25 protein-coding genes are annotated in these 24,833 nt (G+C 74.0%); 14 read left to right on the top strand and 11 right to left on the bottom strand.

Annotated features, from left to right (window positions below; translation table 11 throughout):
* Positions 1 to 161 precede the first annotated feature (161 nt).
* Together ACFV2S_RS09985 and ACFV2S_RS09980 are read left to right on the top strand one after the other, a co-directional pair.
* Positions 162 to 1,346 carry an MFS transporter gene (locus ACFV2S_RS09985; protein WP_385556251.1) on the top strand — a complete coding sequence of 395 codons (1,185 nt, stop codon included), beginning with the start codon at positions 162 to 164 and terminating at the stop codon, positions 1,344 to 1,346.
* A gap of 5 nt (positions 1,347 to 1,351) precedes the next feature.
* Positions 1,352 to 2,377 (top strand): TolB-like translocation protein, encoded by a 1,026-nt coding sequence (locus ACFV2S_RS09980; protein WP_385556249.1) that lies wholly within the window; start codon positions 1,352 to 1,354, stop codon positions 2,375 to 2,377.
* Positions 2,378 to 2,411: 34 nt separating this feature from the next.
* Here ACFV2S_RS09980 and ACFV2S_RS09975 read toward each other — a convergent pair whose 3' ends face one another.
* Complete coding sequence (locus ACFV2S_RS09975; protein WP_385555954.1) at positions 2,412 to 3,224, bottom strand: universal stress protein; 813 nt, start codon at positions 3,222 to 3,224, stop codon at positions 2,412 to 2,414.
* A gap of 124 nt (positions 3,225 to 3,348) precedes the next feature.
* Between ACFV2S_RS09975 and ACFV2S_RS09970 the strand changes: the two genes are divergently transcribed.
* Positions 3,349 to 3,975, top strand: coding sequence for a YdcF family protein (locus tag ACFV2S_RS09970; protein ID WP_385555952.1), 627 nt, complete (start codon positions 3,349 to 3,351; stop codon positions 3,973 to 3,975).
* Between the two features lie 626 nt (positions 3,976 to 4,601).
* On the opposite strand, the gene ACFV2S_RS09965 is transcribed toward ACFV2S_RS09970, so the two are convergent.
* Positions 4,602 to 5,042 carry a protein phosphatase gene (locus tag ACFV2S_RS09965; protein WP_385555950.1) on the bottom strand — a complete coding sequence of 147 codons (441 nt, stop codon included), beginning with the start codon at positions 5,040 to 5,042 and terminating at the stop codon, positions 4,602 to 4,604.
* A gap of 202 nt (positions 5,043 to 5,244) precedes the next feature.
* Here ACFV2S_RS09965 and ACFV2S_RS09960 point away from each other — a divergent pair, with 202 nt between their 5' ends.
* Positions 5,245 to 7,062, top strand: coding sequence for a glycoside hydrolase family 15 protein (locus ACFV2S_RS09960; RefSeq protein ID WP_385555948.1), 1,818 nt, complete (start codon positions 5,245 to 5,247; stop codon positions 7,060 to 7,062).
* Between the two features lie 70 nt (positions 7,063 to 7,132).
* Here the strand turns inward: ACFV2S_RS09960 and ACFV2S_RS09955 are convergent, their stop codons facing one another.
* The 4 genes from ACFV2S_RS09955 to ACFV2S_RS09940 form a co-directional block, all read right to left on the bottom strand.
* Positions 7,133 to 8,248, bottom strand: a complete 1,116-nt coding sequence (locus ACFV2S_RS09955; RefSeq protein ID WP_385555946.1) for a MerR family DNA-binding transcriptional regulator — start codon at positions 8,246 to 8,248, stop codon at positions 7,133 to 7,135.
* 56 nt (positions 8,249 to 8,304) lie between these two features.
* On the bottom strand, positions 8,305 to 8,802 hold the full coding sequence (locus ACFV2S_RS09950; protein WP_383798381.1) for a carboxymuconolactone decarboxylase family protein: 498 nt from the start codon (positions 8,800 to 8,802) through the stop codon (positions 8,305 to 8,307).
* Positions 8,803 to 8,921: 119 nt separating this feature from the next.
* On the bottom strand, positions 8,922 to 9,458 hold the full coding sequence (locus ACFV2S_RS09945; RefSeq protein WP_385555944.1) for a kinase: 537 nt from the start codon (positions 9,456 to 9,458) through the stop codon (positions 8,922 to 8,924).
* Positions 9,459 to 9,501: 43 nt separating this feature from the next.
* Positions 9,502 to 10,281: an NAD(P)H-dependent oxidoreductase gene (locus ACFV2S_RS09940; RefSeq protein WP_385555942.1), complete on the bottom strand. Its 780-nt coding sequence runs from the start codon at positions 10,279 to 10,281 to the stop codon at positions 9,502 to 9,504.
* A 138-nt stretch (positions 10,282 to 10,419) separates the two neighbouring features.
* Here ACFV2S_RS09940 and ACFV2S_RS09935 point away from each other — a divergent pair, with 138 nt between their 5' ends.
* Both ACFV2S_RS09935 and ACFV2S_RS09930 read left to right on the top strand, forming a co-directional pair.
* The gene (locus ACFV2S_RS09935; RefSeq protein WP_385555940.1) at positions 10,420 to 11,268 is read left to right on the top strand and encodes a helix-turn-helix transcriptional regulator; all 849 of its coding nucleotides are present in this window, start codon (positions 10,420 to 10,422) and stop codon (positions 11,266 to 11,268) included.
* A 180-nt stretch (positions 11,269 to 11,448) separates the two neighbouring features.
* Positions 11,449 to 12,069, top strand: coding sequence for a phosphoribosylanthranilate isomerase (locus ACFV2S_RS09930; protein ID WP_385555938.1), 621 nt, complete (start codon positions 11,449 to 11,451; stop codon positions 12,067 to 12,069).
* Positions 12,070 to 12,081: 12 nt separating this feature from the next.
* On the opposite strand, the gene ACFV2S_RS09925 is transcribed toward ACFV2S_RS09930, so the two are convergent.
* Positions 12,082 to 12,597: a hypothetical protein gene (locus ACFV2S_RS09925; RefSeq protein WP_385555936.1), complete on the bottom strand. Its 516-nt coding sequence runs from the start codon at positions 12,595 to 12,597 to the stop codon at positions 12,082 to 12,084.
* A complete protein-coding gene (locus ACFV2S_RS09920) occupies positions 12,594 to 12,842 on the bottom strand; it encodes a helix-turn-helix transcriptional regulator (protein WP_385555934.1) in 249 nt (82 codons plus the stop codon). The genes ACFV2S_RS09925 and ACFV2S_RS09920 overlap by 4 nt, the downstream gene beginning before the upstream one ends.
* A gap of 198 nt (positions 12,843 to 13,040) precedes the next feature.
* Here ACFV2S_RS09920 and ACFV2S_RS09915 point away from each other — a divergent pair, with 198 nt between their 5' ends.
* The 4 genes from ACFV2S_RS09915 (at position 13,041) to ACFV2S_RS09900 (ending at position 18,123) form a co-directional block, all read left to right on the top strand.
* The gene (locus ACFV2S_RS09915) at positions 13,041 to 14,192 is read left to right on the top strand and encodes a S1 family peptidase (protein ID WP_385555932.1); all 1,152 of its coding nucleotides are present in this window, start codon (positions 13,041 to 13,043) and stop codon (positions 14,190 to 14,192) included.
* A gap of 265 nt (positions 14,193 to 14,457) precedes the next feature.
* On the top strand, positions 14,458 to 14,550 hold the full coding sequence (locus ACFV2S_RS09910; RefSeq protein ID WP_385555930.1) for a putative leader peptide: 93 nt from the start codon (positions 14,458 to 14,460) through the stop codon (positions 14,548 to 14,550).
* Between the two features lie 126 nt (positions 14,551 to 14,676).
* Positions 14,677 to 16,080: a sulfatase gene (locus ACFV2S_RS09905; protein ID WP_385555929.1), complete on the top strand. Its 1,404-nt coding sequence runs from the start codon at positions 14,677 to 14,679 to the stop codon at positions 16,078 to 16,080.
* Positions 16,081 to 16,236: 156 nt separating this feature from the next.
* Positions 16,237 to 18,123, top strand: a complete 1,887-nt coding sequence (locus ACFV2S_RS09900) for an SMI1/KNR4 family protein (protein WP_385555927.1) — start codon at positions 16,237 to 16,239, stop codon at positions 18,121 to 18,123.
* 63 nt (positions 18,124 to 18,186) lie between these two features.
* Here the strand turns inward: ACFV2S_RS09900 and ACFV2S_RS09895 are convergent, their stop codons facing one another.
* Positions 18,187 to 19,410, bottom strand: coding sequence for a saccharopine dehydrogenase family protein (locus ACFV2S_RS09895; RefSeq protein WP_385555925.1), 1,224 nt, complete (start codon positions 19,408 to 19,410; stop codon positions 18,187 to 18,189).
* A gap of 128 nt (positions 19,411 to 19,538) precedes the next feature.
* Here ACFV2S_RS09895 and ACFV2S_RS09890 point away from each other — a divergent pair, with 128 nt between their 5' ends.
* Positions 19,539 to 20,243, top strand: coding sequence for a TetR/AcrR family transcriptional regulator (locus ACFV2S_RS09890; RefSeq protein WP_385555923.1), 705 nt, complete (start codon positions 19,539 to 19,541; stop codon positions 20,241 to 20,243).
* Between the two features lie 146 nt (positions 20,244 to 20,389).
* On the opposite strand, the gene ACFV2S_RS09885 is transcribed toward ACFV2S_RS09890, so the two are convergent.
* Complete coding sequence (locus ACFV2S_RS09885; RefSeq protein WP_385555921.1) at positions 20,390 to 21,193, bottom strand: hypothetical protein; 804 nt, start codon at positions 21,191 to 21,193, stop codon at positions 20,390 to 20,392.
* Between the two features lie 93 nt (positions 21,194 to 21,286).
* Between ACFV2S_RS09885 and ACFV2S_RS09880 the strand changes: the two genes are divergently transcribed.
* The gene (locus ACFV2S_RS09880) at positions 21,287 to 21,685 is read left to right on the top strand and encodes a molybdopterin-binding protein (protein WP_385555919.1); all 399 of its coding nucleotides are present in this window, start codon (positions 21,287 to 21,289) and stop codon (positions 21,683 to 21,685) included.
* A 13-nt stretch (positions 21,686 to 21,698) separates the two neighbouring features.
* Here the strand turns inward: ACFV2S_RS09880 and ACFV2S_RS09875 are convergent, their stop codons facing one another.
* Positions 21,699 to 23,228 (bottom strand): PucR family transcriptional regulator, encoded by a 1,530-nt coding sequence (locus ACFV2S_RS09875; RefSeq protein ID WP_385555917.1) that lies wholly within the window; start codon positions 23,226 to 23,228, stop codon positions 21,699 to 21,701.
* Between the two features lie 270 nt (positions 23,229 to 23,498).
* On the opposite strand from ACFV2S_RS09875, the gene ACFV2S_RS09870 reads away from it, so the two are divergent.
* A complete protein-coding gene (locus ACFV2S_RS09870; protein WP_383790710.1) occupies positions 23,499 to 23,888 on the top strand; it encodes a molybdopterin-binding protein in 390 nt (129 codons plus the stop codon).
* Positions 23,889 to 23,984: 96 nt separating this feature from the next.
* Entirely contained in the window at positions 23,985 to 24,800 is an 816-nt protein-coding gene (gene modA / locus ACFV2S_RS09865; RefSeq protein WP_385555915.1) for a molybdate ABC transporter substrate-binding protein, read from the top strand.
* Positions 24,801 to 24,833 lie beyond the last annotated feature (33 nt).

Raw genomic sequence — 24,833 nt, 5'->3', positions numbered from 1 at the left:
TCCACCCTCCTCCCCCCCCGTGCTCCTCTCGCGCCCCCCCCCGCCCCCCCCCCCCGCGCCCCCCCCCCCCCGCCGCGGGGCGGGGGGGGGCGCGCCCCCCCGCCCCCCCGACCGTACTCGCGCTCGGCACCGTCAGCCTCGTCACGGACGTGTCCTCGGAGATGGTCACGGCCGTCCTGCCGCTCTACCTGGTCGCCGGGCTCGGCCTCTCGCCGCTCGGTTTCGGCCTGCTCGACGGTGTGTACAACGGCTTCAGCGCGCTCGTCCGGCTCGTCGGCGGGCACCTCGCCGACCGCGGCGGCCGGCACAAGACCGTCGCGGCGTTCGGCTACGGGCTCTCGGCGCTGTGCAAACCCCTGCTCCTCGTGGCGAGCTCACTGCCGATGATCGGCGCGGTGCTGGCCGCCGACCGCACCGGCAAGGGCCTGCGCACCGCGCCGCGTGACGCGCTGATCTCGCTGGCGTCCCCCGAGGAGTCGCGCGGGCGGGCCTTCGGCGTGCACCGCGCGATGGACACCGCGGGCGCCCTCGTCGGCCCCCTCGTCGCCTTTCTGATCCTCCGGCAGGCGGCGGACGGCTACGACGCCGTGTTCACCGTCAGCTTCTGCGTGGCCGCGGCCGGCGTGCTCGTCCTGCTGCTCTTCGTACCGTCACGCCCCCGCCCCGTGACGGCCCCGGCGCCCGACGGCCCGCCGCGCGCCTCGCTCAAGGCCGCGCTCGGCCTGCTCCGGATCCCCGACGTACGCCGGCTCGCCCTGTGCGCCTTCCTGCTGGGGCTCGCGACGATCAGCGACTCCTTCGTCTTCCTGCTGCTGCAGCGGCGCCTCGGCGTCTCCGACCAGTGGTTCGCCCTGCTGCCGATCGGTACCGCCGCCGCCTTCCTGCTGCTCGCCGTCCCGCTCGGACGGCTCGCCGACCGGGTCGGCCGCGGGCGGATGTTCCTCGGCGGCCACGTCGCCCTGCTGCTCGTGTACGGAGCGCTGCTCAGCGGCTGGCGGAGCCCGGCCCTTCCCTTCCTGGTCCTCGCGCTGCACGGCGGTTTCTACGCGGCGACCGACGGCGTCCTGATGGCCGCGGCGGCCGGCCGCGTCCCGTCCGGGCTCCGCTCGTCCGGGCTCGCGCTGATCCAGACCGGGCAGGCGCTCGCCCGGTTCGGCTGCTCGATCGCCTTCGGCGCCGCCTGGACCGCGTGGGGCGACCGCTGGGCGACCGGCGCGGCGACGGCCCTGCTCGCGGTGTGCGGTGCGGCGGCGTTCGCCCTGCGGCCCACCGGCCGCCACGACACGACCCCGGGCCCGGCCACGGCCCCGCCCACCGCGACCGCTTCGGAGGACACGCCCGTATGACCCCGCTGACCCTGCGCGGCAGGCTGCTCGTCCTGCTCGCGGCGCTCGCCGTGCTCGGCGCCGTGGCCGCCGCGTCCCTGCTGCACGCCGCCGACCGGGCGGCCGAGAAGGACCGCCCCCAGGCGGGCGGCCCGGCGATCGGATCCGGCCGGATCTCGCTCGCGGCCGGTGCCGACCGCCGGATCGTCTTCCGCAACATGGCCTGGGGTCCGCACCGCGACGAGCTGGTCACCGTGCCCGCCGGCTCCCCCGCCGGTCCGCGGACCGCGTCCGGGGTGAAGTGCCTGCGCTTCCACGCGGCCGGCGGCACCGGCATCTGCCTCCAGGCCGTGCGCGGGGCGGTGGACGACACCTACCGGGCGGTCGTCCTCGACGCGGCGCTCGAGGAACGGGCCCACTACCCGCTGCCGGGCATCCCGACCCGCGCCCGGGTCTCGCCGTCCGGCCGGCTGGTCGCCTGGACGGTGTTCGTCGGCGGCGACTCGTACGCCAGCGCGAGCTTCTCCACCCGCACCGCCGTCCTGGACAGCCGGACGGGCCGGCTCACCTCGTCCCTGGAGGAGTTCCGGGTCCTGAAGGACGGCAGGGAGCACCACGCCGCCGACACCAACTTCTGGGGCGTCACCTTCTCCCGCGACGACCGGCACTTCTACGCGACCATGGCCACCGGCGGCCGGACCTACCTGGTGCGCGGCGACCTGACGGCCCGTACGGTCACCACCCTCCACGAGAACGTGGAGTGCCCCTCGCTGTCGCCCGACGAGACCCGGATCGTCTACAAGAAGCGCGTCGCGGGAGCGCCCGCGGACGCTCCCTGGCACGAGTACGCCCTGGACCTGGCCACTCTGCGGGAGACCGCGCTGGCCGAGCCGCGCAGCGTGGACGACCAGGCGGTCTGGCTCGACGACCACACGATCTCGTACTCCCTGCCGGGCGACTTCGGCGCGGACCTCTACAGCGTCCCGGCCGACGGCTCGGGCGCCCCGAAGCGCCTCATGACGGCGGCGCTGGCACCGGCGTTCCTGGAGTGACCGGCCGGGGGACACGTCCTCGGCGTCCGGTCCGTCAGGCTCTCCCGCGCACGGTCACCACGGGGCAGTGCGCGCGCGTCATCACGGCCTGGCTCACCGAGCCCAGGAGCAGGCCCGCGAGCGCGCCGCGCCCCCGGGCACCGACGACCACCAGCTGGGCCGACCTGCTCGCCTCCAGGAGGACCTCGCGCTCCGTGCCCTCCACCACGTCGCGCCGCGCGACGACGTCCGGATAGGTGTCGGCGCGCCCGGCGATCACCTGGGCCAGCAGGCGCTCCGCGGACTCGGGCCCGGTGCCGGGCTCGGCCCTGTCGGGGTGCCAGGCGTGCACCGCGACGAGCCCGGTGTGCCGCCGCGCCGCTTCGGCGAAGGCCACGTCGACGGCCTCGTCACTGTCCGGGGAACCGTCGACTCCCAGCACGACCGGACCCGTGCCGGCGGAGGCCCGGTGCTCCTCGCGGACCGTCATCACCGGGCAGTGGCTGCGGGCGGCCAGGGCCACCGGCGTGGATCCGAGGAGCACGCCCGTGATGCCGCCCATGCCCCGCGAGCCGACGACGATCAGGTCCGCCTCCGCCGACTCGGCCTCCAGCACGTGGACCACGTCACCCCGCACCACGGCCTTGGTCACCACGACCCCGGGAGCGACCTGAAGGGCGTGCGCCGCCGCTTCGTCGACGAGCGTCCTGGAGGCCGGGTCCGGCACCGTGTGCCGGGGCTTGACCGGGACGTCCGCGTGCACCACCCGCAGCCGCACACCGCGCCGTGCCGCTGCCGCGGCGGCTGCTTCCACGGCGGCGAGACTCGTCGGCGAGCCGTCCACCCCGACAACGACCGGATTGCCCATGGCTGGCTGCTCCCCTTCACGGTGTGGGTTCTCAGCGTCGCCCGTCCGGCAGGGCGCTGCAATTCCTGCGGCTCCCACGGGGAACGCCGACGCGTCGACGGGTCACCCCCTAGGATCGTTCGCCATGCGAGCGTGGACAGTGCCGGCCTTCGGGGCCGCTCTCCTGGTCTGGGGCGAGTGGCTGAACCGGCGCTGGTCGAAGACCCTGGTCGATGCCGACCCCGACGGTTCCAGGGCCGTCGTCGTGCTCGGCTACCGCAACCCGTCCGGGTCGATCAACCTCGTCAACCGCTGGCGGGTCCGTGCCGGGCTCCGCTCCGTCGGTCCGGATCCCGGGCCCGACACCGTGGTCGTCTTCAGCGGGGGGCCGGTGGGCGGCGACGTCGCCGAGGCGAGGCTGATGGCCGACCACGCGCGGTCGGCCCTCCGCTACGGGGGCCGCGTTCTCGTCGAGGACCGGTCCACGACCACCTGGGAGAACATCACGCACGTGGTGCCGCTCATCGAGGACGCGCGGCGCATCGTGATCGTGTCCCAGCCGGCCCACGCGCTCAAGGCACGCGCGTATCTGCGCCGCCAGCGGCCCGATCTCGCCGACAGACTCGTCCGGGCCGAGGACTACCGCCTCGGGGAGTGGACGCTGTTCAAGCCCCTGCTCGCCGCGTACGGACTGTGGACGCTGCGCGGCCTCACCCCGGCCGAACGCAGGCCGTCCCCGCCCGGCCGCGCGGACGCCGTGCGGCGCCGGTAGTAGTGCACGGTGACGGCGGCCAGGAGCGGACCCCAGAGGATGAGCGGCGCGTAGGCGATGTCGAGCAGCCAGGTGCCCCACGTCGAGGCGTCCATCCGGGCGTGGAACGACGTGTACACGAACAGGGCTCCGTAGACGGTGGTCGCCAGGGCGCCGAGACCCGCGGTCACGGTCGCCGCCAGGACCGGGACGCGTCGGCCGCGGAGGTACGGGATCCAGCGCGGCCACGTCTCGCCCCAGCTTCGCACGAGGCCGAGGGTGAGGAAGGCGAACACTTCGGAGACCAGGCTGAGCGCGAGCAGGAAGAGCGACCCCCAGCCGGGGGCGCCCATCCGCTCGTACTCGGACGGCGCGAGGCCCACGGGGATGCCCACGGCGATGGCGAGCCGCCACAGCGCCGACGGCACGTTGGTGAGGGCGGCTCCCGTGGCCGCGGCGCGGGCCCAGCGGGGAACGTCCGGCCGTGCGTTCTCTCTCGTCATGGCTCCACGGTGGCCGACGGGCACGGGGCCGGGCGTCGGTCCCCGGAGCGAGCCTCCTCGGCCGTACGGGGGAGGCGGCCTCGTACCGGGGCCTGGCCGGCGGGCCGGGACCGCGGCCCTCGGGCGGCGGGTGCCGGGCCCCGTTCAGGCCGGGGTGAAGGCGCGCACGTAACGGCGCTGCCAGGGCGTCTCCACCGCGTGACGGTCGTAGTGGCGCCGGACGTAGGCCACGGCTTCGGCGGGCGGGACCCCGTCGAGGACGGCGAGGCAGGCGAGGGCGGTTCCGGTACGGCCTCGCCCGCCGCCGCAGGCGAACTCGACGCGCTCACCGGCCGTCCTCTCCCAGGCGTCGGCGAAGACCTCGCGGGCCTCGGCGCGGTCGGCCGGCAGCCGGAAGTCGGGCCAGCGGAGCCAGACCGACGGCCATGGGGTCTCGGGCGGCCGGCGGCCGAGGAGATGGACGGCGAAGGCGGGGGTGGGTCCTTCGGGCAGGGGCCGCCGCAGACCACGCCCGCGCACCAGGCGCCCGGAGGGCAGCCGCAGTACGCCGGGGGCGTCCGTGGGCCAGAGACAGGGGTCGGTCATCGCGTCACTGTAGCGAGGTGGTGACGGGGGCGGGGGCGGGCCTGCCCCCTCCGTCCGCGGGTTCGCGTCCCGTCGGCGCCGCAGCCGTCCTGACCGTGGCTCAGGCCTGTTCGGCGCAGATCCGGTGGCAGGCGGGGCCAGGGCGGCGGAGGGTGGACATGAGGACCGCCTTCCGCCGACCGAGCCCGCGAGGACGCCGCCGATGCACCGCTATCCGCCCATCGCCGACCACGGACTCATCGGAGACCTGCAGACGTGTGCGCTGGTCTCCGCCGAGGGGGTCGTGGACTGGTTCTGTTCGCCGCGGTTCGACTCGCCCAGCGTCTTCGGCAGGCTGCTCGACAGCGAGCGCGGCGGTCACTTCTCGATCACCGTCGACACGCCCGGCACGACGGTCCGCCAGCTGTACCTGGCCGACACCGCGGTGCTGCTCACCCGCTTCCTCACCCCCGACGGGGTCGGCGAGGTGGCCGATTTCATGCCGCTCGCCGACGACCCGACCCTGCCCTCCGACCGTCACACCCTGGTACGGGTGCTGCGGGTGGTGCGGGGCACGGTCCGTTTCGCGCTGGAGTGCCGGCCGCGGTTCGACTACGGCAGGGAGGCCCACGCACTGGTCCTCGACGGCGGCACCGCGCACTTCACCGGCGCCACGGCCGCCGCCCGCCTCCAGGTGCTCGGCGCCGTCGCCCTGGAGCGTGACGGCGAGGACGTCCGGGCCGAGGTGGAACTGAGCGCCGGTCAGCGGGCCGCTGCCGTGCTCACCGTGGACGCGCCCGGCGCCGAGCCGCCCGTGCCGGAGGACGAGGCGAGCCTGACGGCAGCCTTCGACTCCGTGCGCGCCTTCTGGCACGGGTGGACCAGCCGATGCCGGTACCGCGGCCGCTGGCAGCAGCAGGTCAACCGCTCGGCGATCACCCTGAAGCTCCTCACCTACGCCCCGACGGGCGCGCCGGTCGCCGCCGCCACCATGGGCCTGCCCGAGCAGCCCGGCGGCGAACGCAACTGGGACTACCGCTACACCTGGGTCAGGGACGCCTCGCTGTCGGTGCGCGCGATGGTCGACCTGGGCTTCACCGAGGAGGCGGACGCCTTCCGCCGCTGGCTGGGAGCCCGGCTCAAGGCCGGTGGCACGGTCAGCGGTGAGCCGCTGCAGATCATGTACCGGGTGGACGGCGACCCGCACCTGCACGAGGAGGTGCTCGGCCATCTGGAGGGCTGGCGCGGCTCGGCGCCGGTCCGCGCCGGGAACGGCGCCGCCGACCAGCTCCAGCTCGACATCTACGGCGAGGCCGTGTTCGCCTTCGCGCAGGCCCGGGACCTGGCACAGCTGGCCGGCTACGACGGCTGGCTGCGCTTCGCGGCAACGGTGGACTGGCTGTGCGACCACTGGGACCGCCCGGACGAGGGCATCTGGGAGACCCGGGGCGGGCGGCAGGACTTCACGTACAGCCGGCTGATGTGCTGGGTCGCCTTCGACCGTGCCGTACGGATGGCGACGGAGATGAGCCGTCCCGCCGACCTGGCGCGCTGGACCGCGGCCCGGGACGCGGTCCTGCACCAGGTGATGGAGCACGGCTGGTCCGCGGAGCGGAAGGCGTTCGTCCAGCACTACGGCAGTGACGTACTGGACGCCTCGCTGCTGATGATGCCGATCACCGGCTTCGTCGCGCCGCGCGACCCGCGCTGGCTGTCCACCCTGGACGCGATGGACGACGAGCTCGTCTCGGACAGCCTGGTCTACCGCTACGACCCCGCCGCCTCCCCCGACGGGCTGCGCGGCTCCGAGGGCACCTTCTCCCTGTGCAGCTTCCTGTACGTGGACGCCCTCGCCCGCGCGGGCCGCCTGGAGCAGGCCCGGTACGCGTTCGACAAGATGCTCACCTACGCCAACCACGTCGGGCTGTTCGCGGAGGAGATCGGCCCGACGGGCGAGCAACTGGGCAACTTCCCGCAGGCCTTCACGCACCTGGCGCTCATCACCGCCGCGATGACGCTGGACGCGGCGCTGGACCGCTGAAACCGTCACGGCGCCCCGCTCCGGCTGCCTCGGGTGCCGGGGCACCCGCTGGGGCGGGCTCGGGTGCGGTTCAGGCCACGAGGAGGCGCAGGCCCAGTTCGGCCGCGTCCAGGGACACGAGCTCGCGGTTCCGTTCGGCCCAGCGGCCCGAGGCGAGGTCCTGGCGCAGCGCGTCCACCGCGCGCCGTTCGGCCTCAGGCCCGACCCGGGTCCACACCGACACCGCGCGGCGCACGGGCTCCTCCAGGCACGCCTCCGGCCGGCGCCAGTGGGCCTCGAAGAAGCCGTCGGCGTAGTCCCAGGGGACGAGCACCGGCTCGAGACGGGCGTCGATCGCGCCCGCCAGCTCCTGCACCGAGGGCCGGCCCGTGACGAGGCCTCCGACCTCGGGCAGGTAGTCGCGGCTGAGCCAGAACCGGTTCAGCCAGCCCGTCTCGCTGTCGTCGTGCGTGAACACCACCACCCGCCGGGCCACGCGCCGCAGTTCACGCAGGCCGGCGATCGGGTCCTGCCAGTGGTGGACGGTGCTGAACGCCATCGCGGCGTCGAACGACTGGTCCTCGAAGGGGAGGCTCTCCGCCTCGGCGGCCACGCACGGCGCCGCTCCCGCCGGACGCAGTGCCCGCATGACGGCGGATGGTTCGACGGCGGTGACCTCGCGGTCCGGGGGTTCGTACGAGCCCGTGCCGGCGCCCACGTTCAGTACGGTCCTCGCGTCCCCGAGCGCCTCCCACACCCGCGCGGCGATCCGCGGGTCGGTGTGCCGTGTCGCCGGGTAGGCGGATCCGATCGTCTCGTACAACTGCGGTCCGAACACCTTCAGTTGCTCCTCCGGGGTCGTGCTGATCCCCATGGCGCGTGCCTCCAGTTCCCTGTCGATGGCCCGCACCGTCGCGGCGGCGCGGTCGCGCTGGTCCAGCAGCAGGGCGCGGAGCCTGTGCAGGTGCGCGACCGCGTCGGTGGCCGGGTCGTCGACGAGATCGGCGATCTCGCGCAGTCCGAAGCCCAGCCGCCGGTAGGCGAGCACCTCCCGCAGTCGCCGCACGTCGCCCGGCGCGTAGGCCCGGTAGCCGGCCGGGGTCCGCGCGGACGGCCGCACGAGGCCGATCTCGTCGTAGTGGTGCAGGGTGCGGACGCTCACGCCGGCGAGTTCGGCGACGCGTCCCACGGTCAGGTGTTCCTCCATGGCCCCGACGATGCGGCATCACGCCGCGTGAGGGTCAAGCGCGTCGCTCCCGGTGGTCAGTCCCACTGCTGGTCGGCGAGGGACTCGACGGGCTGGGGCTTGCCGATCAGGGCCAGGGCGATGAAGAAGTTGATCTGGCCGATCGCGATCGTCAGCGTGGCGAGCGCCTTGTCGTCGTAGTGCCGGGCGGCCTCCGCGTACACCTCGTCGGTGACGCGCTCGCGGCCGTGCGGGGCGGGCTGGAGGGTGGCCTCGACGAGTGCGAGGGCGGCCCGCTCGGCCGGGGTGAAGTAGGGGGCGTCCTGCCAGGAGGAGACCGCGGTGATCCGCTCCTCGGACTCTCCGGCCTTCCGCAGGAAGCTCGTGTTCAGGACGGTGAGGTACGTGTTGTGCACGATCTGCCCCGCGCGCAGGTGGATCAGGTTGATCGTCGTGCGGGGTACGGCCCGGTTGCCGGTGGCGCGGAACAGCGCGGCACTGACATCGGCCAGCTCGGGCACGAACTCGCCGGGGTTGGGCATGCGGGAGATCGAGGCGGTGGTGTCGTTCGTCATGGCGGGTCTCCGTCTTCCGTTCGGGGAGCGGCGCCGGCGCTCTCGTCGGCGTCTTCACCGCACTGACGGAGCCGCGGAGGGGAATGTGACAGGAACGCGGGACGACTTTTTTCGCCGGGTCAGCGGTCCCGGGCGGGCAGGCGGGCCAGCCCCGTTTCGCTCATGACCCGGTCCACGGTCTCCTCCAGGGCGCTGTCGGCACCGATGACCGTCTCCACGCCGCCGGGCAGCAGGTCACCGGGCCGGTACCAGTCGCTCAGCCGCGCCGCGTCCACCTCGACGGCGATCGGCTTCGTGGCATGGCGGGCGAGGGTCTCGCCGAAGGGCACGTCCAGGTAGTAGCCGTGGGTCGGGCCACGGTGGTCGGCGCGCAGCCGGCCGAGCATGTCGCCGTAGTGGTCGGCGTAGAGGATGCCCTCGACGACGACGTGGTACCCGGCGTCCAGCGCGTAGCGGGCCGTCAGGTCGATGAGGCCGATGTTCGCGGCGCCGGGCCGGTCGCGCTCGCGCAGGACGACGCGGCGGAGGTTGTCCTGGCCGACGAGGGCGAGGCCGCGGCCGAACCTCTCACGCAGGCCGGCCGCGACGGTCGACTTCCCCGAGGCGCTGTTGCCCCGCAGCACGACCAGCCGGGTCTCCTCGGTTCCCACCTTCATGGCGGTCACGCTACCCGTGGCGCGGACCCCTCGGTCGCCGGCGTCAGCCGCGTACGTGCAGGCCGAATCCCGTGCGGCCCGTCGGCTCCAGGCTCTCCTTCAGCCGCAGCGAGGGGATCTCGTAGTCGCCGAAGTTCTGGCGGCGGAACGCGATCGGCTCCGTCGACTCCAGGGTGAGCAGGCGCTGCTCGTACGCCTTCGCGGCGGTCGCGTAGTCCTCCTCGGACATGCGGTCGGAGCCGTACAGGACGAACAGGGGCAGGACGTCGACGCCGGGGTAGTAGAGGATGCCGTGCTGGATCGGGAACAGCAGGTCGTCGATGGGGCCGTTGATCCCGCGGGCGGCGTAGTGCGACTCCGGGCCGCCGACGGTCACCGACAGCAGGGCCCGCTTCCCGGCCAGGGTGCCCTCGCCGAAGCGCTCGCCGTACTTGGTGTCGCTGTGCTCGCCGACGCCGTACGCGAAGCGGTAGGTGAAGACGCGGTCCACCCAGCCCTTGAGGATCGCGGGCATGGTGTACCACCACAGCGGGAACTGGAGGACGATCGTGTCGGCCCACAGCAGCTTCTCCTGCTCGGCCAGGACGTCCGGGGTGAGCGTTCCGGCGTCGAAGGCGCGGCCCGAGTCCCGGGCGACCTTCAGCGGGGTGGAGGCGGCGGGGCCGTAGTCGGTGGCGTCCACGACCGCCTTCCACCCCATCGCGTACAGGTCGCTGACGCGCACCTCGTGACCGGCGGACTCCAGGGTGGACACCGCGAGGTCCTTCAGCGAGCCGTTGAGCGACGCGGGCTCGGGGTGGGCGTGGACGATGAGCGTCTTCATGGGGACTCCTTCGGATCGGATGGCTTCGATCCTGGGCCCCGGGGCCGCCGTTGTTCAGGGGCGGCGCTTCCGTAGGACCGGGCTTCCTGGTACTGGCAGGGCCACCTTCGCGGGCCGGGCCGCGGCCATACTGGCGGCATGGACGATCTCGCGGGATTTCTGCGGACCCGGCGTTCCCGGGTGGACCCTGTGGCGGTGGGCATCCCCACGGACAGCCGGCGCCGGGTCGCGGGGCTGCGTCGCGAGGAGGTCGCGCACCTGTCCGGGGTGAGCGTCGACTACTACGTCCGCCTGGAGCAGGGGCGGGCCACCCAGCCCTCGGAGCAGGTGCTCGACGCGCTCGCGCGCGTCCTCGGACTCGACGAGACGGAACGCGGGCACCTGTACCGGCTCGCCCGGCAGCGCCGGCGTCCCGCGAAGACGCCGGGCGGGCGCCTGCGGCCCGAGCTGCTGCGCATGCTCGACCTCGTCGCCGACGCGCCCGCGCTGATCATGAACCACCGCCTGGACGTCCTTGCGGGCAACCGTCTCGCCCATCTGCTGTACGGGCGGCCGATACCCGGTCTGAACACGGCACGGCACATCTTCCTGGAGGAGGCCGAGCGCGGGCTCTACGCGGACTGGGAGACGTGCACCCTCGATGTCGTCGGGCATCTGCGCCTGGCCGCCGGGAAGCATCCCGACGACCCGCGCCTGGCCTCGCTCGTCGGCGAGCTGGCGATGGGCAGCGAACGTTTCCGCCGTCTGTGGGCCCGCGCGGACGTCCGCGCCCGCACCCACGGCCGCAAGGCGTACCGGCACCCGCTGGTCGGACTCCTCGAACTGCACCAGGAGAACTTCGCGCTGCCCGACGACTCGGGCACGGAACTGCTGGTGCTGTCCGCTCCCCCGGGCAGCCCCGCGGAGGACGGACTGCGCCTCCTCGCGGGCCTGGACGCGACGGGCGACGCCTCGCGTCCGGCGGTGGAGGCACGGGCCTCGGAGTGACCCGCCGAGGGCGGTGGGGGACACGGCCCGGGGAGCGTGCGCCGACCGGGCCATCCGCACACGGGGTCCGCACACGGGGTCCGCACACGCCGTGCGACGTGCCCGGCACGCGGTGATCGGCGGGCGGCCGGCGGTCGGTAGGCTCGGGGTGCCGCGCCGGGCTCAGCAGAGGAGAGACACGTGTTCGTCAAGGTGTGCGGGCTCGGGACCACCGCCGACATCGACGTGGCCGTCGCCGCCGGCGCGGACGCGGTCGGCCTGGTGATCAGCGGCACCAGTGTGCGCGGGCTCGACCGGGACCGGGCGGCGCTGCTCGCCGCGCATGTTCCGCAGGGCGTCCTGTCCGTTCTCGTGGTCAACGACACCCCTGCCGTCGACGCCGCCCGCATCGCCGCCGCGCTCGGCTTCGGCGCCCTCCAGCTGCACGGGACCGCGTACGGCGAGCGGGACTTCGCGGCCGCGGCCGAGGTCTTCCCGCGGCTGTGGCGGGCCACGTCCCTGAGCGACCGGCCCGACACGCGGGTCGGCGCCCACGGCGAGGAGGTCCTCCTCCTCGACTCTCCGCGCGCGGGTTCCGGCGAGCCCTGGGACCTCTCGCTGCTCGCGTCGGCCCGCCCCGAGGGCGCGTGGCTGCTCGCGGGCGGCCTCGCACCGCACAACGTGGCCGAGGCGATCGAGAGGGCACGGCCCTGGGGCGTCGACGTGTCCAGCGGCGTCGAGTCCGCCCCCGGCGTCAAGGACCACGCCCTGATCCGCGCCTTCGTCACCGCCGCGAAGCAGGCCGCCCCCCGTACGGCCTGATCGCGGCGGGTCTCAGGACGCGTCGCCGACGTCGTCGCCCAGGTCGTCCTGGACCCGCAGACCCGCCACCCACAGCGGCATCATCCAGTGGACGGCGAGCACGCCGACGAGGACCGGGGTCACGGCCGCCCGCAGGGGCGCGTCCGTCAGGAGCCCGTAGGTGCCGACGCCGCCCGCGACGGCCAGGAGCAGCCACAGGGTGATGCGGTGGGCCAGGGCGCGCACGCGGTCGCGTTCGATCAGCTGGCGCTCGTCGAGCATGCGGCCCCGCAGTTCGAGCAGTCCACGCGTGGATCCGTTGAGCATGCCGGTGAGCACCATCCAGGGCAGCAGCACCGCGACGACCACGACGAGCTGCCCGTATCCGGGCCCGAAGACCGTGGCGATCCAGGCCCCCACCCCGATGGCGGTGAGGGCGATGTGCGCCCCCACCAGCAGGCGGCGCCGGGGCGCGGTGGCGTAGGCGGCGGCCGCCCGGCGGTCGTTCATCACCGCGTACATCCGTCGGTCGTAGCGCGTCGCGGTCATTTCTGTTTCCTCCCGTAGACCTCGTCGGTGAGCGGCTGGAACGGCTCCAGGGAGAACAGCGCCTCCACCGGGAGCCCGAAGAACCGGGCCACTTTCAGGGCCAGGTCGAGGCTGGGGTTGTACTGGCCGCGTTCGATGTAGCCGATGGTCTGGTAGTGGACGCCCACTGCCTCGGCCAGTGCCTGGCGCGACACTTTCCGCTCTGCTCTGACAACGGCCAGCCTGTTGTGCACCTGCTCGCTCATGTATAAGAAGTACTACATTCGCATGCAGGTGCACAACATCTGCGAGCCCGCGCCCCGCCAGAGAGCGGTGGCCGGAGGGCGACCGGCGCACCGAGGCCAATTCTTGGTATGGACCTGACAATCAAAGCCCGTTAGCGTGGCGCCCGGCGTTCATTGAGAGCGCTCTCAAGCGTTCGACTCCCCACCCCAGGAGGACTCGTGAAACGCACCACCCCCCTGCGCGCCGCCCTCGCCGCGCTGCTCGTGACGCTCGGACTGGGCGCCGCCACCGGCGCGGCGGACGCGACCCCGCCACCGGAGCCCTCCGCCACCGCGCCGGCCGCCTCGGCCGGACTGCTCGACGCCATGCGGCGGGATCTCGGACTCACCGCCGCCCGGGCGGAGGAGCGGCTGCGCGCCGAGAAGGCGGCCGCGGCCGTGGAACAGGCGGCCCGGCGGACGTCGGGCAGCGCCTACGGCGGCTCGTGGTTCGACCCGGCCACGGGCCGGCTCGTCGTCGCCCTGACCGACCCCGCCGAGGAGGCCGAGGTCCGGGCGCTGGGCGCCGACACCCGCCTCGTCCGGCACGGCGCCGCCGCGCTCGACCGTGCCGCGGCGCGCCTGGACGCGCTCGACGCGCCCGCCGGTGTCGCCGGCTGGCACGTCGACCCGCGGTCGAACAGCGTCGTCGTCACGGTCGTACGGGCGGAACGCGGAACTCCCGCCGTACGGGCCTTCGTGGACCGGGCGCGGGCCGGCGGTCCCGTCACCGTCGCCGAGACGGCCGGGGCACCCCGCACGTACGCCGCGGGCACCGTGGGCGGCGACCCGTACTACACCGGCAACGTCCGCTGTTCGATCGGCTTCTCCGTGTACGGCGGTTTCGTCACGGCGGGGCACTGCGGCGGGGCGGGGGCCTCGGTGCGCGGCTGGGACGGGTCCGCGATGGGCACCTTCCAGGGCTCGTCGTTCCCCGGCGACGACTACGCGTACGTCGGCATCCACAGCGGCTGGTGGACCGTGCCGGTGGTGCTCGGCTGGGGCACCGTCCCCGACCAGCTGGTGCGGGGCTCCGCCGAGGCGCCGGTCGGCGCCTCGGTCTGCCGGTCCGGGTCGACGACCCACTGGCACTGCGGGACCGTCCTCGCCAAGAACGAGACCGTCAACTACAGCCAGGGCGCCGTGCACCAGATGACGAAGACCAGTGTGTGCGCCGAGGGCGGCGACTCGGGCGGCTCGTTCCTCAGCGGCGACCAGGCGCAGGGCGTCACCTCCGGCGGCTGGGGGAACTGCTCCTCCGGCGGCGAGACGTGGTTCCAGCCGGTCAACGAGATCCTCGGCCGCTACGGCCTGACCCTGCACACCGCCTGACCCCGCACACCGCCGCAGGCACACCCCGAAGGGACAACGGGACGGCGACCCCGTGACGCGCGTGCGGCGCCGGGAACGTCCGGCACCGCACGCGGCTCCCTCCCCGGACGACCGCCGGGTGACGGTCCGGCAGCCCTTCCCACGACGTGGCGCGGCACGGCACGCCTCCCCGCATTGCACGAGCGTGTCGATCACGCGAACTACGCGCGTCAACCAGGGCGTACGCCGTTGACGCACCCTCCCGGCCCGGCAAGACTCCTGCCCCATGCAGCCCATGCGTGACCGATCGGTCACCCTCGTCCGGCGCCGCCACGTGGACCTCGTCCGCGTCGCCGGCGCGGTCTGTCGCTGCCCCTGACGGCCGGGTCCGCTCACCCCGCCGAACCACCACGCTCCTCCGCACGCCCCGCCCGCGGCACCGTCCCCCGCCCGCCGGGCCCCCGGAGGCATGCCCGCTCGTCCGCACGCCCTTCTGGAGACCCGTATGTCCACGCCCCTGTCCCGCCGTGCCCTCGGCGGGGTCGCCGCCGGCGCCGCCGCCGTGGCCGCCCTCGGCACCACCGCGCCCGCCGCGCAGGCGGCCCCCGCGACCGACGCGCGGGAGCGTCCGTTCCGGGCCGCCCAGCCGCGCCGCCACTCCCGGCGGCCCAACATCCTCTTCATCCTGGGCGACGACCTCGGCTGGGCCGACCTCTCCTCGTACGGCTCCCCGCACATCCACACGCCCCACCTGGACCGGCTCGCCCGCGAGGGCGTCCGCTTCACCGACGCGTACTCCGGCTCCGCGACCTGCTCCCCCACCCGCTTCAGCCTCTACACGGGCCGCTACCCGGGCCGTACGAAGGGCGGGCTCGCCGAGCCGATCGCCGACAGGTCCGTCGGCCTGGAGCCCACCCACCCCACGCTCGCCTCGCTGCTCCGGGACTCCGGCTACGCCACCGCCCTCATCGGCAAGTGGCACTGCGGCTACCTGCCCGACTACTCCCCCACCCGCTCGGGCTGGGACGAGTTCTTCGGCAACTTCGGCGGGGCGCTGGAGTACTACTCCAAGCTGGGCCTGGGCGGCGAGTACGACCTCTACGAGGGCGACGCCGAGTACAAGGACCTGCGCTACTACACCCGGATCCTCACCGAGCGGGCGAGCGAGTACGTCGCCCGCGACCACGAGAAGCCCTGGCTGCTCAACCTGAACTTCACCACCCCGCACTGGCCCTGGATCGCCGACGGCGACAAGGAGGCGAGCGACGAGATCGTCCGCCGCATCAAGGCGGGCGACGGCTCCGCCCTCTGGCACCAGGACGGCGGCTCCGTGGAGAAGTACAAGGAGATGGTGGAGGACCTCGACCGTTCGGTCGGACAGGTCCTGAAGGCGCTGAAGCGCTCCGGTCAGGAGCAGGACACCCTCGTCTTCTTCGGCAGCGACAACGGCGGCGAGCGGTTCTCGTACAACTGGCCGCTGGCCGGCAACAAGGGCTCGCTCCAGGAGGGCGGCATCCGCGTCCCCTCGATCCTGCGCTGGCCCGCCCGGATCGACGGCGGCCAGGTCAGCGACCTGCCGGTGTTCTCGCCCGACTGGACGGCGACCCTGCTCGAACTGGCCGGCGCCCGCCCCCACCCCGCGTACCCCCTCGACGGCACCAGCCTCGCCGGACACCTGCTGCGCGGCGCCGAGGTGCCGGAGCGGGACCTGTTCTGGCGGGTGCGGGGCGAGCGGGCGCTGCGGCGCGGCGACTGGAAGTACTACCGCGGCAAGTCCGGCCGCGACCAGCTCTTCCACCTGTCGGAGGACTCCCGCGAGCAGGCCGACCGGGCACGGTTCGAGCCGACGCGGCTCGCCGAACTCCGCTCCGCCTGGGAGCGCGTCGACGGGGGTCTGCTCCGCTACTGAGGCACCCCCCTGCCGGGACCTGTGGCGGTGGTCGGGCCGGTTCGGGGCCTCCGGTCCCGGTCCGGTCCCGGTCCGGAACGGTCCGGAACGGTCCGGTTCAGGCTCCGGCGCGAGGGGCCGGGGACGTTGTCAGTCCCGGATGACACCATCCGAACCATGAGTCACGAGTCCTTCAACTGGCACGATTTCCTGCGGCGTTGGCAGGACGAGTGGGTGCCGCACCCCGACGCGGAAGGCGAGGAGTCCGGGATCCCCCTCGGTGAGCCCGGGGCGGACGCGGCCGCGATCGTCGCGGCCGAGAAGCGTCTCGGAGTGCGGCTGCCGCCCTCGTACCGGGAGTTCCTGGCCGTCAGCGACGGGTGGGTCGTGGAGCAGCCGGCCGCGATCCACCGGCTCGGCGGTGCCGCGGACATCCAGTGGTTCGGCGATCCGCACGCCATGACCGCGCTGTACGAGGAGCGTCTGGGTGAGGAACCGAGCGCCGAGGAGGTCCTCCTGGCCGGGATGTGGCGGAGGGCGCTGCGGCTGGAGACGGAGTCCGACGCGTCCCACGCGCTGCTCGACCCGGGCGACCTCGACGAGGACGGCGAGTGGGCGCTGTACGTGTACAAGGGGTGGAGCGGTGAGGTGCCCGACCGGCATCCGTCGTTCCGCGCGTACATGGAGGCCATGTACCGGGGGTTCCACGCCGAGCGGGCGGGCAGCCCCGAGTTCGTGAACGCGACCACGCGCGCCCAGGACGCCCGCGTGGAGTGGGCCCGCCGGCTCGCCCTGCGCGGCCGGTACGAGGAGGCGGTGCCGGTGCTCGAGGAGGCACGCTCCTTCGGGCGGCCGGGAGGCCGTGTCCTCCTCGACCAGATACGGCACCTCATGGCTCCGGGCACCTCACCGGACTACGGCTTCCTGGCGGCCGACCCCCGGTATCTCCCCGAGGTCCTCCCCGTGCAGGCCGCGCCGTCGGCACGAGGGGAGTGGAGGCCCGGCGGGGACGACCACTGGCTCGGGACGATGACGGCCCGAGGGGTTCCCCGGGAAGCGCTGGAGACGGTCCTGGGCTCGCTGCGGGACGGCACGCACCGCTACGCGCCACCCGGGCCGTGGGGCAGGGCCGTCGCCGAGGCACGGGAGTCCGCCCGCTGGGGACCGACCGACGCAGCCTGGCGGATCCTGCGGGAGGCGCTGCCGCTGTGGGAGGCGCCGGGTCCCTCGCTCATCGCCCCGGTCGGGCTGCTCGCCGATCCCCTTCTGGGCGTGCTGGTCACCCCCGAGCGCGGGCGGGAGATCCTCGCGACGCCGCGGGCCGGGGAGTCGGGTCCCGCTCCCGAACCGGTGCCGGACCTCGACCCGCCGGGCCTCGTCTGGCTGACGGAGCCCGTCGCGCACCAGCAGTCGTTCGACGGATTCCGCTGCGTCTGGGTGGAGGGGGCCGACCCGGCCCGGCTGCCCGCCCTGATCGGCGAGGAGGGCGAGGAGCTGAGCGGGCCGGTCGATGCCCGCACCACGTCCTGGCGGGCTCCCAGGCCCCACCAGCGGGAGGGGGTGGAGCTCTGGGAGGACCGCGCCGTGGTGGCCGTCGGCCGCACGGCGGAGGCGTGGGCCTTCGCCTTCGACGGCTACTCGAGTGCGCGTCTGTCGCCGACGTTCCGGTCTCCCGCCGCGGCCGCGTCCGCGTCCGGCCGGGCGGTCGCCGTGTGGTGCGACCCCTGGCGCCGGTCCCCCGGGGACGGTACGGGCGCGTTCCACCTGTCGGTGGCCGAGGACGGGGAGGAGCTGTGCTCCCTGACCGTGCGGGGTGCGGAGGCCGAGTGCTCCGGCGCGCTTCCCGAGGCTCTGGACCCGGCGCGGCTCTTCCGCCCGGAGGACCGCGAGGAGGAGGGCGTGCGACGGGCCCTTCGGGCGCTGCACACCGCGCTCGGGCTCTCGCTGCCCCGGCTCGCCCTGACCAGGAGCAGGCTCCGCACCTTCACCACCCGCTCCTGGACGCGGGCACCGCGGGAGGGCGAGGGGTACGGATACCTCCGCTTCGAGCGGCACCGGCCGTGACCTCGGCGGCCCCCGGGGCGGCCCTGAGCCCGGCGGCCCCCGGGACCTTCGGTGCGCTGCCGGTCAGCGCTCCTCGCGCAGGCCCCACGGGGAACCGTACTCACCCAGCAGGTCGAGGAACGGGCGGGGCGGGAGCGCCTCCGGGCCGAGGACCCCGCTCGCCTTCCAGGTGCCGGCGGCGATGAGCTCCAGGGCGATCACCGGGTTGATGGCGGTCTGCCAGACCACGGCCTGGGAACCGTACTCGCGCATCGTCCACTCGTTGTCGGCGACGTGGTAGAGGTACACCTCGCGTGGCGCGCCGTCCTTGGTTCCCCTGACCCAGGTGCCGGCACAGGTCTTGCCCGTCATGCGGTCGCCGAGGGTGGCCGGGTCGGGCAGGCAGGCGGCGACCACGTCGCGCGGGGAGACCTGGACCGGGCCGTCCGATCCGGGGACGGTGACCTTCGCCGTGGAGTCCAGGCCCAGCTCGTGGAGGGTCTTCAGCTTGGCGATGAAGTCGTCGCCGAGGCCGTACTTGAACGTCACGCGGCGCGCGTCGACCCAGCGGGGCATGAGGAGAACCTCCTCGTGCTCGACGTTCACGCACTCCACCGGGCCGATGCCCTCGGGGAAGTCGAAGACCTCCGGCTCGCTGAAGGGCGCCGTGGTGAACCAGCCGCGGTCCTTCTCGTAGACGACGGGCGGGTTGAGGCACTCCTCGATGGTGGTCCAGATGCTGAAGGAGGGGGCGAAGTCGTACCCCTCGACGGTGAGGTTCGCGCCGTCGCGGACACCGATCTCCTCGATCTCGTCGAAGAGCTCGTCGGCCGCGTAGCGGGCGAACACGTCCGACAGGCCCGGTTCGACGCCCATGCCGACCAGGGCGAGGCGGTCGGCCTCCTCCCAGGCCCCGGCCAGGGCGAACTGCTCGTCGCCGAGCTTGACCCCGCACTGTTCGTAGGGGGCGGTCGGGTGGGGCACGGACAGCGACATCGCCATGTCGACGTAGTGCGTGCCCGCGGCGAGTGCCGCGTGGAACAGGGGCATCACGAAGCGGGGGTCGGTCGCGTTCAGCAGGACGTCGCAGCGCTCCTCGACGAGGAGGGCGCGGACCGCGGCCTCGTCGGAGGCGTCCACCCGCCGGGCGGCGAACCGGCCGTCCGGGTCGTCGAGCGCGGACACGGCGGCCTCCGCGCGGGAGAGGTCGTAGTCGGCGACGACCATGTGGGTCAGGAAGTCGCGGCGGGCCGCGATGCGGGTGACGGCGGTTCCGACGCCGCCCGCACCCACGAGAAGTACACGCATGTCACACACCCATTCGTCGAGTCCGTCCCGGCGAACGCCCGGGGACGCCTCGATGGAACACGACCCCGGCAGTTAAAGTCTACGACGTTGGCATAAGGACACGCGGGTGGCGACGGGGTGGTGGCGCGGTGCCGAAGAAGGTGGTCCCCGAGGCGGAGCGGCGCAGGCGGCGGCCGACCCGCCAGGGCACCGTGCTGTCGGAGCGGCTGATCGTGGAGACGGCGCTGCGGATGCTGCGCGAGCACGGGAGCGCGGGGCTGACCGCCCGTCGGCTGGGTGCGGCGCTCGGGGCCGACCCGAGCACCGTGTACCGGTACTTCGCCGGACTGGACGGGCTGACCCGGGCCATCGGCGAGGAGCTGATGGGCCGGGCCCTGGACAGCTGGACGGCCACCGGCACGTGGCGCGCCGACCTGCGCTCCCTGGGACTGGCCATTCACGCCTCGTACCTCGCCCATCCCCAGGCGGCGCTGCTGACCGCCAGCCGGGTGACGGGCCGTCCGCGCGAGATCGAGGTGGACGAGACGATCCTCGGCATCCTGCGCGGTGCGGGCTTCGCCGACGCCGACGCCGTCGGTGTCTACCACGCCTTCATCGACCTGGCGCTGGCCTTCGCCGCCCTGGACGCGGGCGCGCTGGCGATCAAGGACGAGGTCCGGGAGGCGGACGAGGAGATGTGGACCTCGACCTACGCCCGGCTGCCCGCCGCGACCCATCCGCACATCGCCGCCACCGCGCGCCTCCTCGCGGGCCGGATGAACGACAGCGCCTATCCCCTCGTCCTCGACACGCTCCTGGACGGGGCGGAGGCGCGGTTGGCGGCGACGACGTGAGCCGGTGGTCGTCCGGGAGCACACCGCGTGGGTCCAGGTCGCCCGCCGGTACGTCGCGGAGGTCCACGTCCGGACCCGCGGCAGCCGGTGGCGGACCCTCGGCGCCCCCGGCGCCACCCCCTGAACGGGGGCCTTCCGGCCAGGAGTCAGCGCGCCGGATCCCAGACCTCGCTGAACAGGGCGAGTTCGAGCAGGTCCGGGCTGTCCTGCGGCCATCCGATCCCGGCGGAGGCGAGCTGCCCGGACGCGTGGGCGACCCAGCGCAGGTACACGGCGTAGCGGTGCTCCGTCCAGCCGCCGTCGGACCAGATCCAGGCCGCGGTCCCGGCCGCCGCCGGCAGGTCGGCCTCGCGTCCGACGCGAGCGGCGTGCGCCCGCACGACGCGGGCGACCTTCCGGTCCAGGACGAGCGCGCGAGGGGCGGCGGGTGAGCGAGGGGCGGCGGGCGCGTCCGCGGCCTGGTCGACGAAGTACAGGAACTTGGTGAAGAACGCCGGTCCCAGTCCCTTCAGCGCGCCGCGCAGCACGCGATAGGCCTCGACCGCGCCGTCCTCACCCAGGACCGAGGCCGCCTCCGCGAGCACACGCGGGGCATGCGGCGCGGCCAGGATGTTCCGGAGCCGGTGGGGACCGTAGCCGGTGCCTCCGTGCCCCCAGGCGTACGGGACGGCGAGTGCTTCGGTCCACCGGCCGCCCCGTACCGCCTCGCGCACGACGTCCGTGACCCGGGCGCGGCTGAGGGGGCCCGCCGCCGGGGCCGCCGACGCGGGCCAGGCCGGGACGCTCGACCAGCGCTCGGGCGCGAACGGCACGGCGTGCGCCCCCGTGCCCCGCGCGTACGGCGCCCCCGTGCCCGCCAGCCACCCGCCCAGGACGGACACGGCCGCCGGCGGCAGCGGTCGGGTCGTCAACTCGGCGTCCAAGGCGTCCGCGCGATCCTGTCGGCTCATCTGTGCCCCCTCCGGAAAGACCGCTGCCATCATGCACGGCACCGCACGCCGGGGGGCGCGCCTCCCGGGGCTTCCTTGGCCTAGAGTGCCGGTGTGCCGTCGTACAGCATTGGGCAGGCCGCGCAGCTGCTCGGAGTGAGTTCGGAGACCGTTCGCCGGTGGGCGGACGGCGGCAAGCTGGGCATGGAGCGCGACGGGGCCGGCAAGCGCGTCATCGACGGGGTGGCGCTGGCCCGCTTCGCGGCGGAGCGCGGGGCCGGGCTCCACGCCGTGCCGGAGCACGACGTGCCGACGTCCGTGCGGAACTCGTTCGTCGGGATCGTCACGGCCGTACGGATCGACGACGTCGCGGCGCAGGTCGAGGTCCAGTCCGGGCCGCACCGCCTGGTGTCGCTGCTGACGCGCGAGGCCGTCGACGAACTGGCCCTGGACGTCGGCGTGACGGTCACCGCGCGCGTGAAGTCGACCAGCGTGCACATCGACCTGCCCTGACCCGCGCCCCCGCTCAGCGGCAGAGCAGCGCCGCCCGCAGGTCGAGCTTGTGGTCGAGGCGGGATAGGTCCCGGCCGGTGAGCGCCTGGATGCGGTCGATGCGGTAGTGCACGGTGTTCACGTGCAGGTGCAGGGCCTCCGCGGTCCTGGCCCAGGAGCAGTTGTGCGCCAGGAAGACCTCCAGGGTCTCCAGGAGGGTCGCGTGCGAACCCTTCCCGGCGCGCAGCAGCGGCCCGAGGACGGTGTCCAGGTACACCGCCCGCACGTCGGCCGGGACACCGGCGAGCAGCGTCCTGAGGTCCGCGAGGTCGGCGAGGCGCGCCACCCGGGCCGCACCCGGCGCCGTGGAGCGGGCGCCCTCCAGGGCGTAGCGGGCCTGGGCGAGGGCGCCGCGGAGGTCGGCAGGCCTGCGGACGGGGTCGCTGACGCCGGCGTGCAGCGCGGCGCCGGGCCGGCAGGCGTGGAGCAGCGGCCACACCTCGCGGAGCCGGGCCGGCACCTCCTCGCCGGGGCCCGGCTCGTGGGCCAGCACCGCGACGGCCTCCCCCTCACCGAGTCCGGCGGCGGCGAACGCGACCGACGTCTGGTGCCGCAGCGCCTCGGTGAGCGCCGCGGCGGCGTCGCCCCGGTCTCCCGAGCCGCCCGAGGCGGCGACGACCACGGTGTACGCGGGGGCGGCGTCGAGCCCGCAGGAACGGAGCGCCTCCTCCAGGCCGTTCACCTCCCCGTACGCCGCGCACACCCGGGCCACCAGTGCCTCCTGGGCGCGTCTGCGGGGTGCCGTGCGCCGGTCCTGGCGGCGGCGGTGGCGGCCGACGAGCTCGCCGATCTCGTGCAGGATCCGGGGAGGCGCCTGGCCGTCCTCCGGGAGGTGCAGGTACCAGGCGTCGAAGACGCTGTCGTCGGCCTCGATCCGCACCGTGGCGCCGTGCCGCCCGCGCAGCGTCTCCACCGCGCGCCGGGCCGGGAGTTCCGGCGCCGTCGTGGTGCGGGCGACCGTGCGTCCGCTGCCGCTGAGCAGATGGCAGGCGGGGGTGCCGAGGTGGGCGAAGGCGAGGTCGAGGAGTTCGCTCGGCGGCGCGCCGCGTTCCAGAGCCCGGTCGAGGTCGACGCGGACGTTCTCCGGCAGCGCGTAGTGATCTGTGGGGCGGCGGCTCAGTTCGCCCCACTGCCGCAGGTAGACGGCCTCGGTGATGGCCCGGAAGCTGGTGTGCGCGGGGACGCCGAGCAGGGCGACGCGGTGGTTCCGGCAGGCTTCCATGAGCTCCGCCGGCACCTCCCCGTGCGTCTCCTCCCCGGCGAGCAGGGCCACCGCGCCCGCCTCGCTGAGGGCGGACACGAACCGGTCGGTCTTGGCGGGATCGCCGTCAGGCGCCCACCACACGAGGCCGCTGAGCACGACCTCACCCGGCTGGAGGAACCGCGCCGGATCCTCGAGATCGGTCGCTGTCACTCCGCCGATCTCCTGACCGAGGAGCGCCTCGTCCCCCCAGACCAGAGAGAGGTCGAGACGGTCGAGACGGAGAAGGTGATCGACCTGCATGCGGAACTCCTTGTGTGCTCACGGGCCGAGCCCGCCCCTCACATTCACCAGGCGAATACGAGTCGCTTCATCGTAGGTGCCAAGCCAGAGGGGCGAAATACCTCTCGGATGTTCCCCCAGGATCGAGCGGGCCGGGATGGAGGATCTCCACCCGCCCCATCCGCCCTCCGCGGTCCACCCCGTACGTTTCTCCAAGGCATCTCGCATTCGCGATGGAGAGTCCTACGGGGTTGTTGCAGATGAGAGGAAGAGCGCCCTACGGTGTGGCACATGCAGTCCTACACGATCGGGCAGGCCGCACGGTTGCTGGGCGTGAGCCCCGACACCGCGCGGCGCTGGGCGGACGCCGGCCGGGTCGCGACGCACCGCGACGAGAGCGGGCGGCGCGTCATCGACGGCCGGTCGCTCGCCGCCTTCTCCAAAGAGATCGGCCAGAGCGACGAAGACGACGCGTCCTACACCTCGGCGCGCAACGCCTTCCCGGGCATCGTGACCGGAATCAAGCTCGGTGACATCGCGGCCCAGGTGACCATCCAGGCCGGGCCGCACCGCCTCGTCTCGCTCCTCACCCGTGAGGCCGTGGAGGAGCTGGGACTGGAAGTCGGCATGCAGGCCACCGCCCGCGTGAAATCGACCAGCGTGCACATCGACCGCACCTGACCACCCGTCACGCAGTACCGCCCCGCAGGACTTCGGCCGTCGGCGCGGCCGGCCCCCGTACGTCTTCCGTTCGTCCCCAAGGAGAATCAGACCCTCATGTCCCTCACCCTCACGCCCGCCAGACGCCGTACGGCCGCCGCCGTCCTCACCGCCGCGCTCCTCGTGCCGCTCGCCGCCTGTTCGAGCGACGACACCAAGAAGGACACCGCCGGTTCGACGGCCTCCGGCTCCCCGAGCGCCGCGCCCGAGGCGAACCTCACGGTCCTCGCCGCGGCCTCCCTCACCAACGTCTTCAAGACGGCCGGCGCCGCCTACGAGAAGGCCCACCCGGGCACGAAGCTCACCTTCTCGTTCGCCGGCTCGCAGGAGCTCGTCGCCCAGGTCGCGCAGGGCTCCCCCGCCGACGTCCTGGTCACCGCCGACACCAAGAGCATGGACAAGGTGAAGGCCGACACGGGCACCCCGGCCGTCATCGCGAAGAACCGGCTCGTGATCGCCACCGGCGAGGGCAACCCGCACAAGGTCGGCAGCCTGAAGGACCTCGCCGACACCAAGCTGAAGGTCGTCCTCGCCGCGCCCGAGGTCCCGGCCGGCAAGTACAGCAAGAAGGTCCTCGACGCCCAGAAGATCACCGTGAAGCCGGTCTCCCAGGAGCCCAACGTGCGCGCGGTGCTCAGCAAGGTCGAGCTCGGCGAGGCCGACGCCGGTCTCGTCTACAAGACGGACGCCGAGAGCGCCAAGGACAAGGTCGACGCCGTCGAGATCCCGGACGCGCAGAACGCCATCGCCGAGTACCCGGCCGCCACGCTGAAGGACTCGAAGAACGCCGAGGCCGCCGCCGCGTTCGTCGCCTGGCTCTCCTCGCCCGAGGGCCAGAAGATCCTCCAGGACGCCGGCTTCCAGAAGCCGTAGCGGATCCCGGCTCGTTCGGATCACGAGGGTCTG

Origin of the sequence: Streptomyces sp. NPDC059695, assembly GCF_042733785.1 — a bacterium.
In the GTDB taxonomy this organism is placed as follows: domain Bacteria; phylum Actinomycetota; class Actinomycetes; order Streptomycetales; family Streptomycetaceae; genus Streptomyces.
The sequence above is the reverse complement of the archived record's forward strand: the minus strand, read 5'-3'. Positions and strand labels throughout refer to the sequence as shown.

Excerpts from the sequence above, each read along its gene's own strand:
- ACFV2S_RS09920 (WP_385555934.1), bottom strand. The coding sequence starts at position 12,842 with ATGAGCGAGCAGGTGCACAACAGGCTGGCCGTTGTCAGAGCAGAGCGG.
- ACFV2S_RS09905 (WP_385555929.1), top strand. The coding sequence starts at position 14,677 with ATGTCCACGCCCCTGTCCCGCCGTGCCCTCGGCGGGGTCGCCGCCGGC.
- ACFV2S_RS09895 (WP_385555925.1), bottom strand. The coding sequence starts at position 19,410 with ATGCGTGTACTTCTCGTGGGTGCGGGCGGCGTCGGAACCGCCGTCACC.
- ACFV2S_RS09965 (WP_385555950.1), bottom strand. The coding sequence starts at position 5,042 with ATGACCGACCCCTGTCTCTGGCCCACGGACGCCCCCGGCGTACTGCGG.
- ACFV2S_RS09870 (WP_383790710.1), top strand. The coding sequence starts at position 23,499 with ATGCAGTCCTACACGATCGGGCAGGCCGCACGGTTGCTGGGCGTGAGC.
- ACFV2S_RS09900 (WP_385555927.1), top strand. The coding sequence starts at position 16,237 with ATGAGTCACGAGTCCTTCAACTGGCACGATTTCCTGCGGCGTTGGCAG.
- modA (WP_385555915.1), top strand. The coding sequence starts at position 23,985 with ATGTCCCTCACCCTCACGCCCGCCAGACGCCGTACGGCCGCCGCCGTC.
- ACFV2S_RS09925 (WP_385555936.1), bottom strand. The coding sequence starts at position 12,597 with ATGACCGCGACGCGCTACGACCGACGGATGTACGCGGTGATGAACGAC.
- ACFV2S_RS09950 (WP_383798381.1), bottom strand. The coding sequence starts at position 8,802 with ATGACGAACGACACCACCGCCTCGATCTCCCGCATGCCCAACCCCGGC.
- ACFV2S_RS09875 (WP_385555917.1), bottom strand. The coding sequence starts at position 23,228 with ATGCAGGTCGATCACCTTCTCCGTCTCGACCGTCTCGACCTCTCTCTG.
- ACFV2S_RS09945 (WP_385555944.1), bottom strand. The coding sequence starts at position 9,458 with ATGAAGGTGGGAACCGAGGAGACCCGGCTGGTCGTGCTGCGGGGCAAC.
- ACFV2S_RS09940 (WP_385555942.1), bottom strand. The coding sequence starts at position 10,281 with ATGAAGACGCTCATCGTCCACGCCCACCCCGAGCCCGCGTCGCTCAAC.
- ACFV2S_RS09970 (WP_385555952.1), top strand. The coding sequence starts at position 3,349 with ATGCGAGCGTGGACAGTGCCGGCCTTCGGGGCCGCTCTCCTGGTCTGG.
- ACFV2S_RS09985 (WP_385556251.1), top strand. The coding sequence starts at position 162 with ATGGTCACGGCCGTCCTGCCGCTCTACCTGGTCGCCGGGCTCGGCCTC.
- ACFV2S_RS09910 (WP_385555930.1), top strand. The coding sequence starts at position 14,458 with ATGCAGCCCATGCGTGACCGATCGGTCACCCTCGTCCGGCGCCGCCAC.
- ACFV2S_RS09935 (WP_385555940.1), top strand. The coding sequence starts at position 10,420 with ATGGACGATCTCGCGGGATTTCTGCGGACCCGGCGTTCCCGGGTGGAC.
- ACFV2S_RS09960 (WP_385555948.1), top strand. The coding sequence starts at position 5,245 with ATGCACCGCTATCCGCCCATCGCCGACCACGGACTCATCGGAGACCTG.
- ACFV2S_RS09955 (WP_385555946.1), bottom strand. The coding sequence starts at position 8,248 with ATGGAGGAACACCTGACCGTGGGACGCGTCGCCGAACTCGCCGGCGTG.
- ACFV2S_RS09885 (WP_385555921.1), bottom strand. The coding sequence starts at position 21,193 with ATGAGCCGACAGGATCGCGCGGACGCCTTGGACGCCGAGTTGACGACC.
- ACFV2S_RS09975 (WP_385555954.1), bottom strand. The coding sequence starts at position 3,224 with ATGGGCAATCCGGTCGTTGTCGGGGTGGACGGCTCGCCGACGAGTCTC.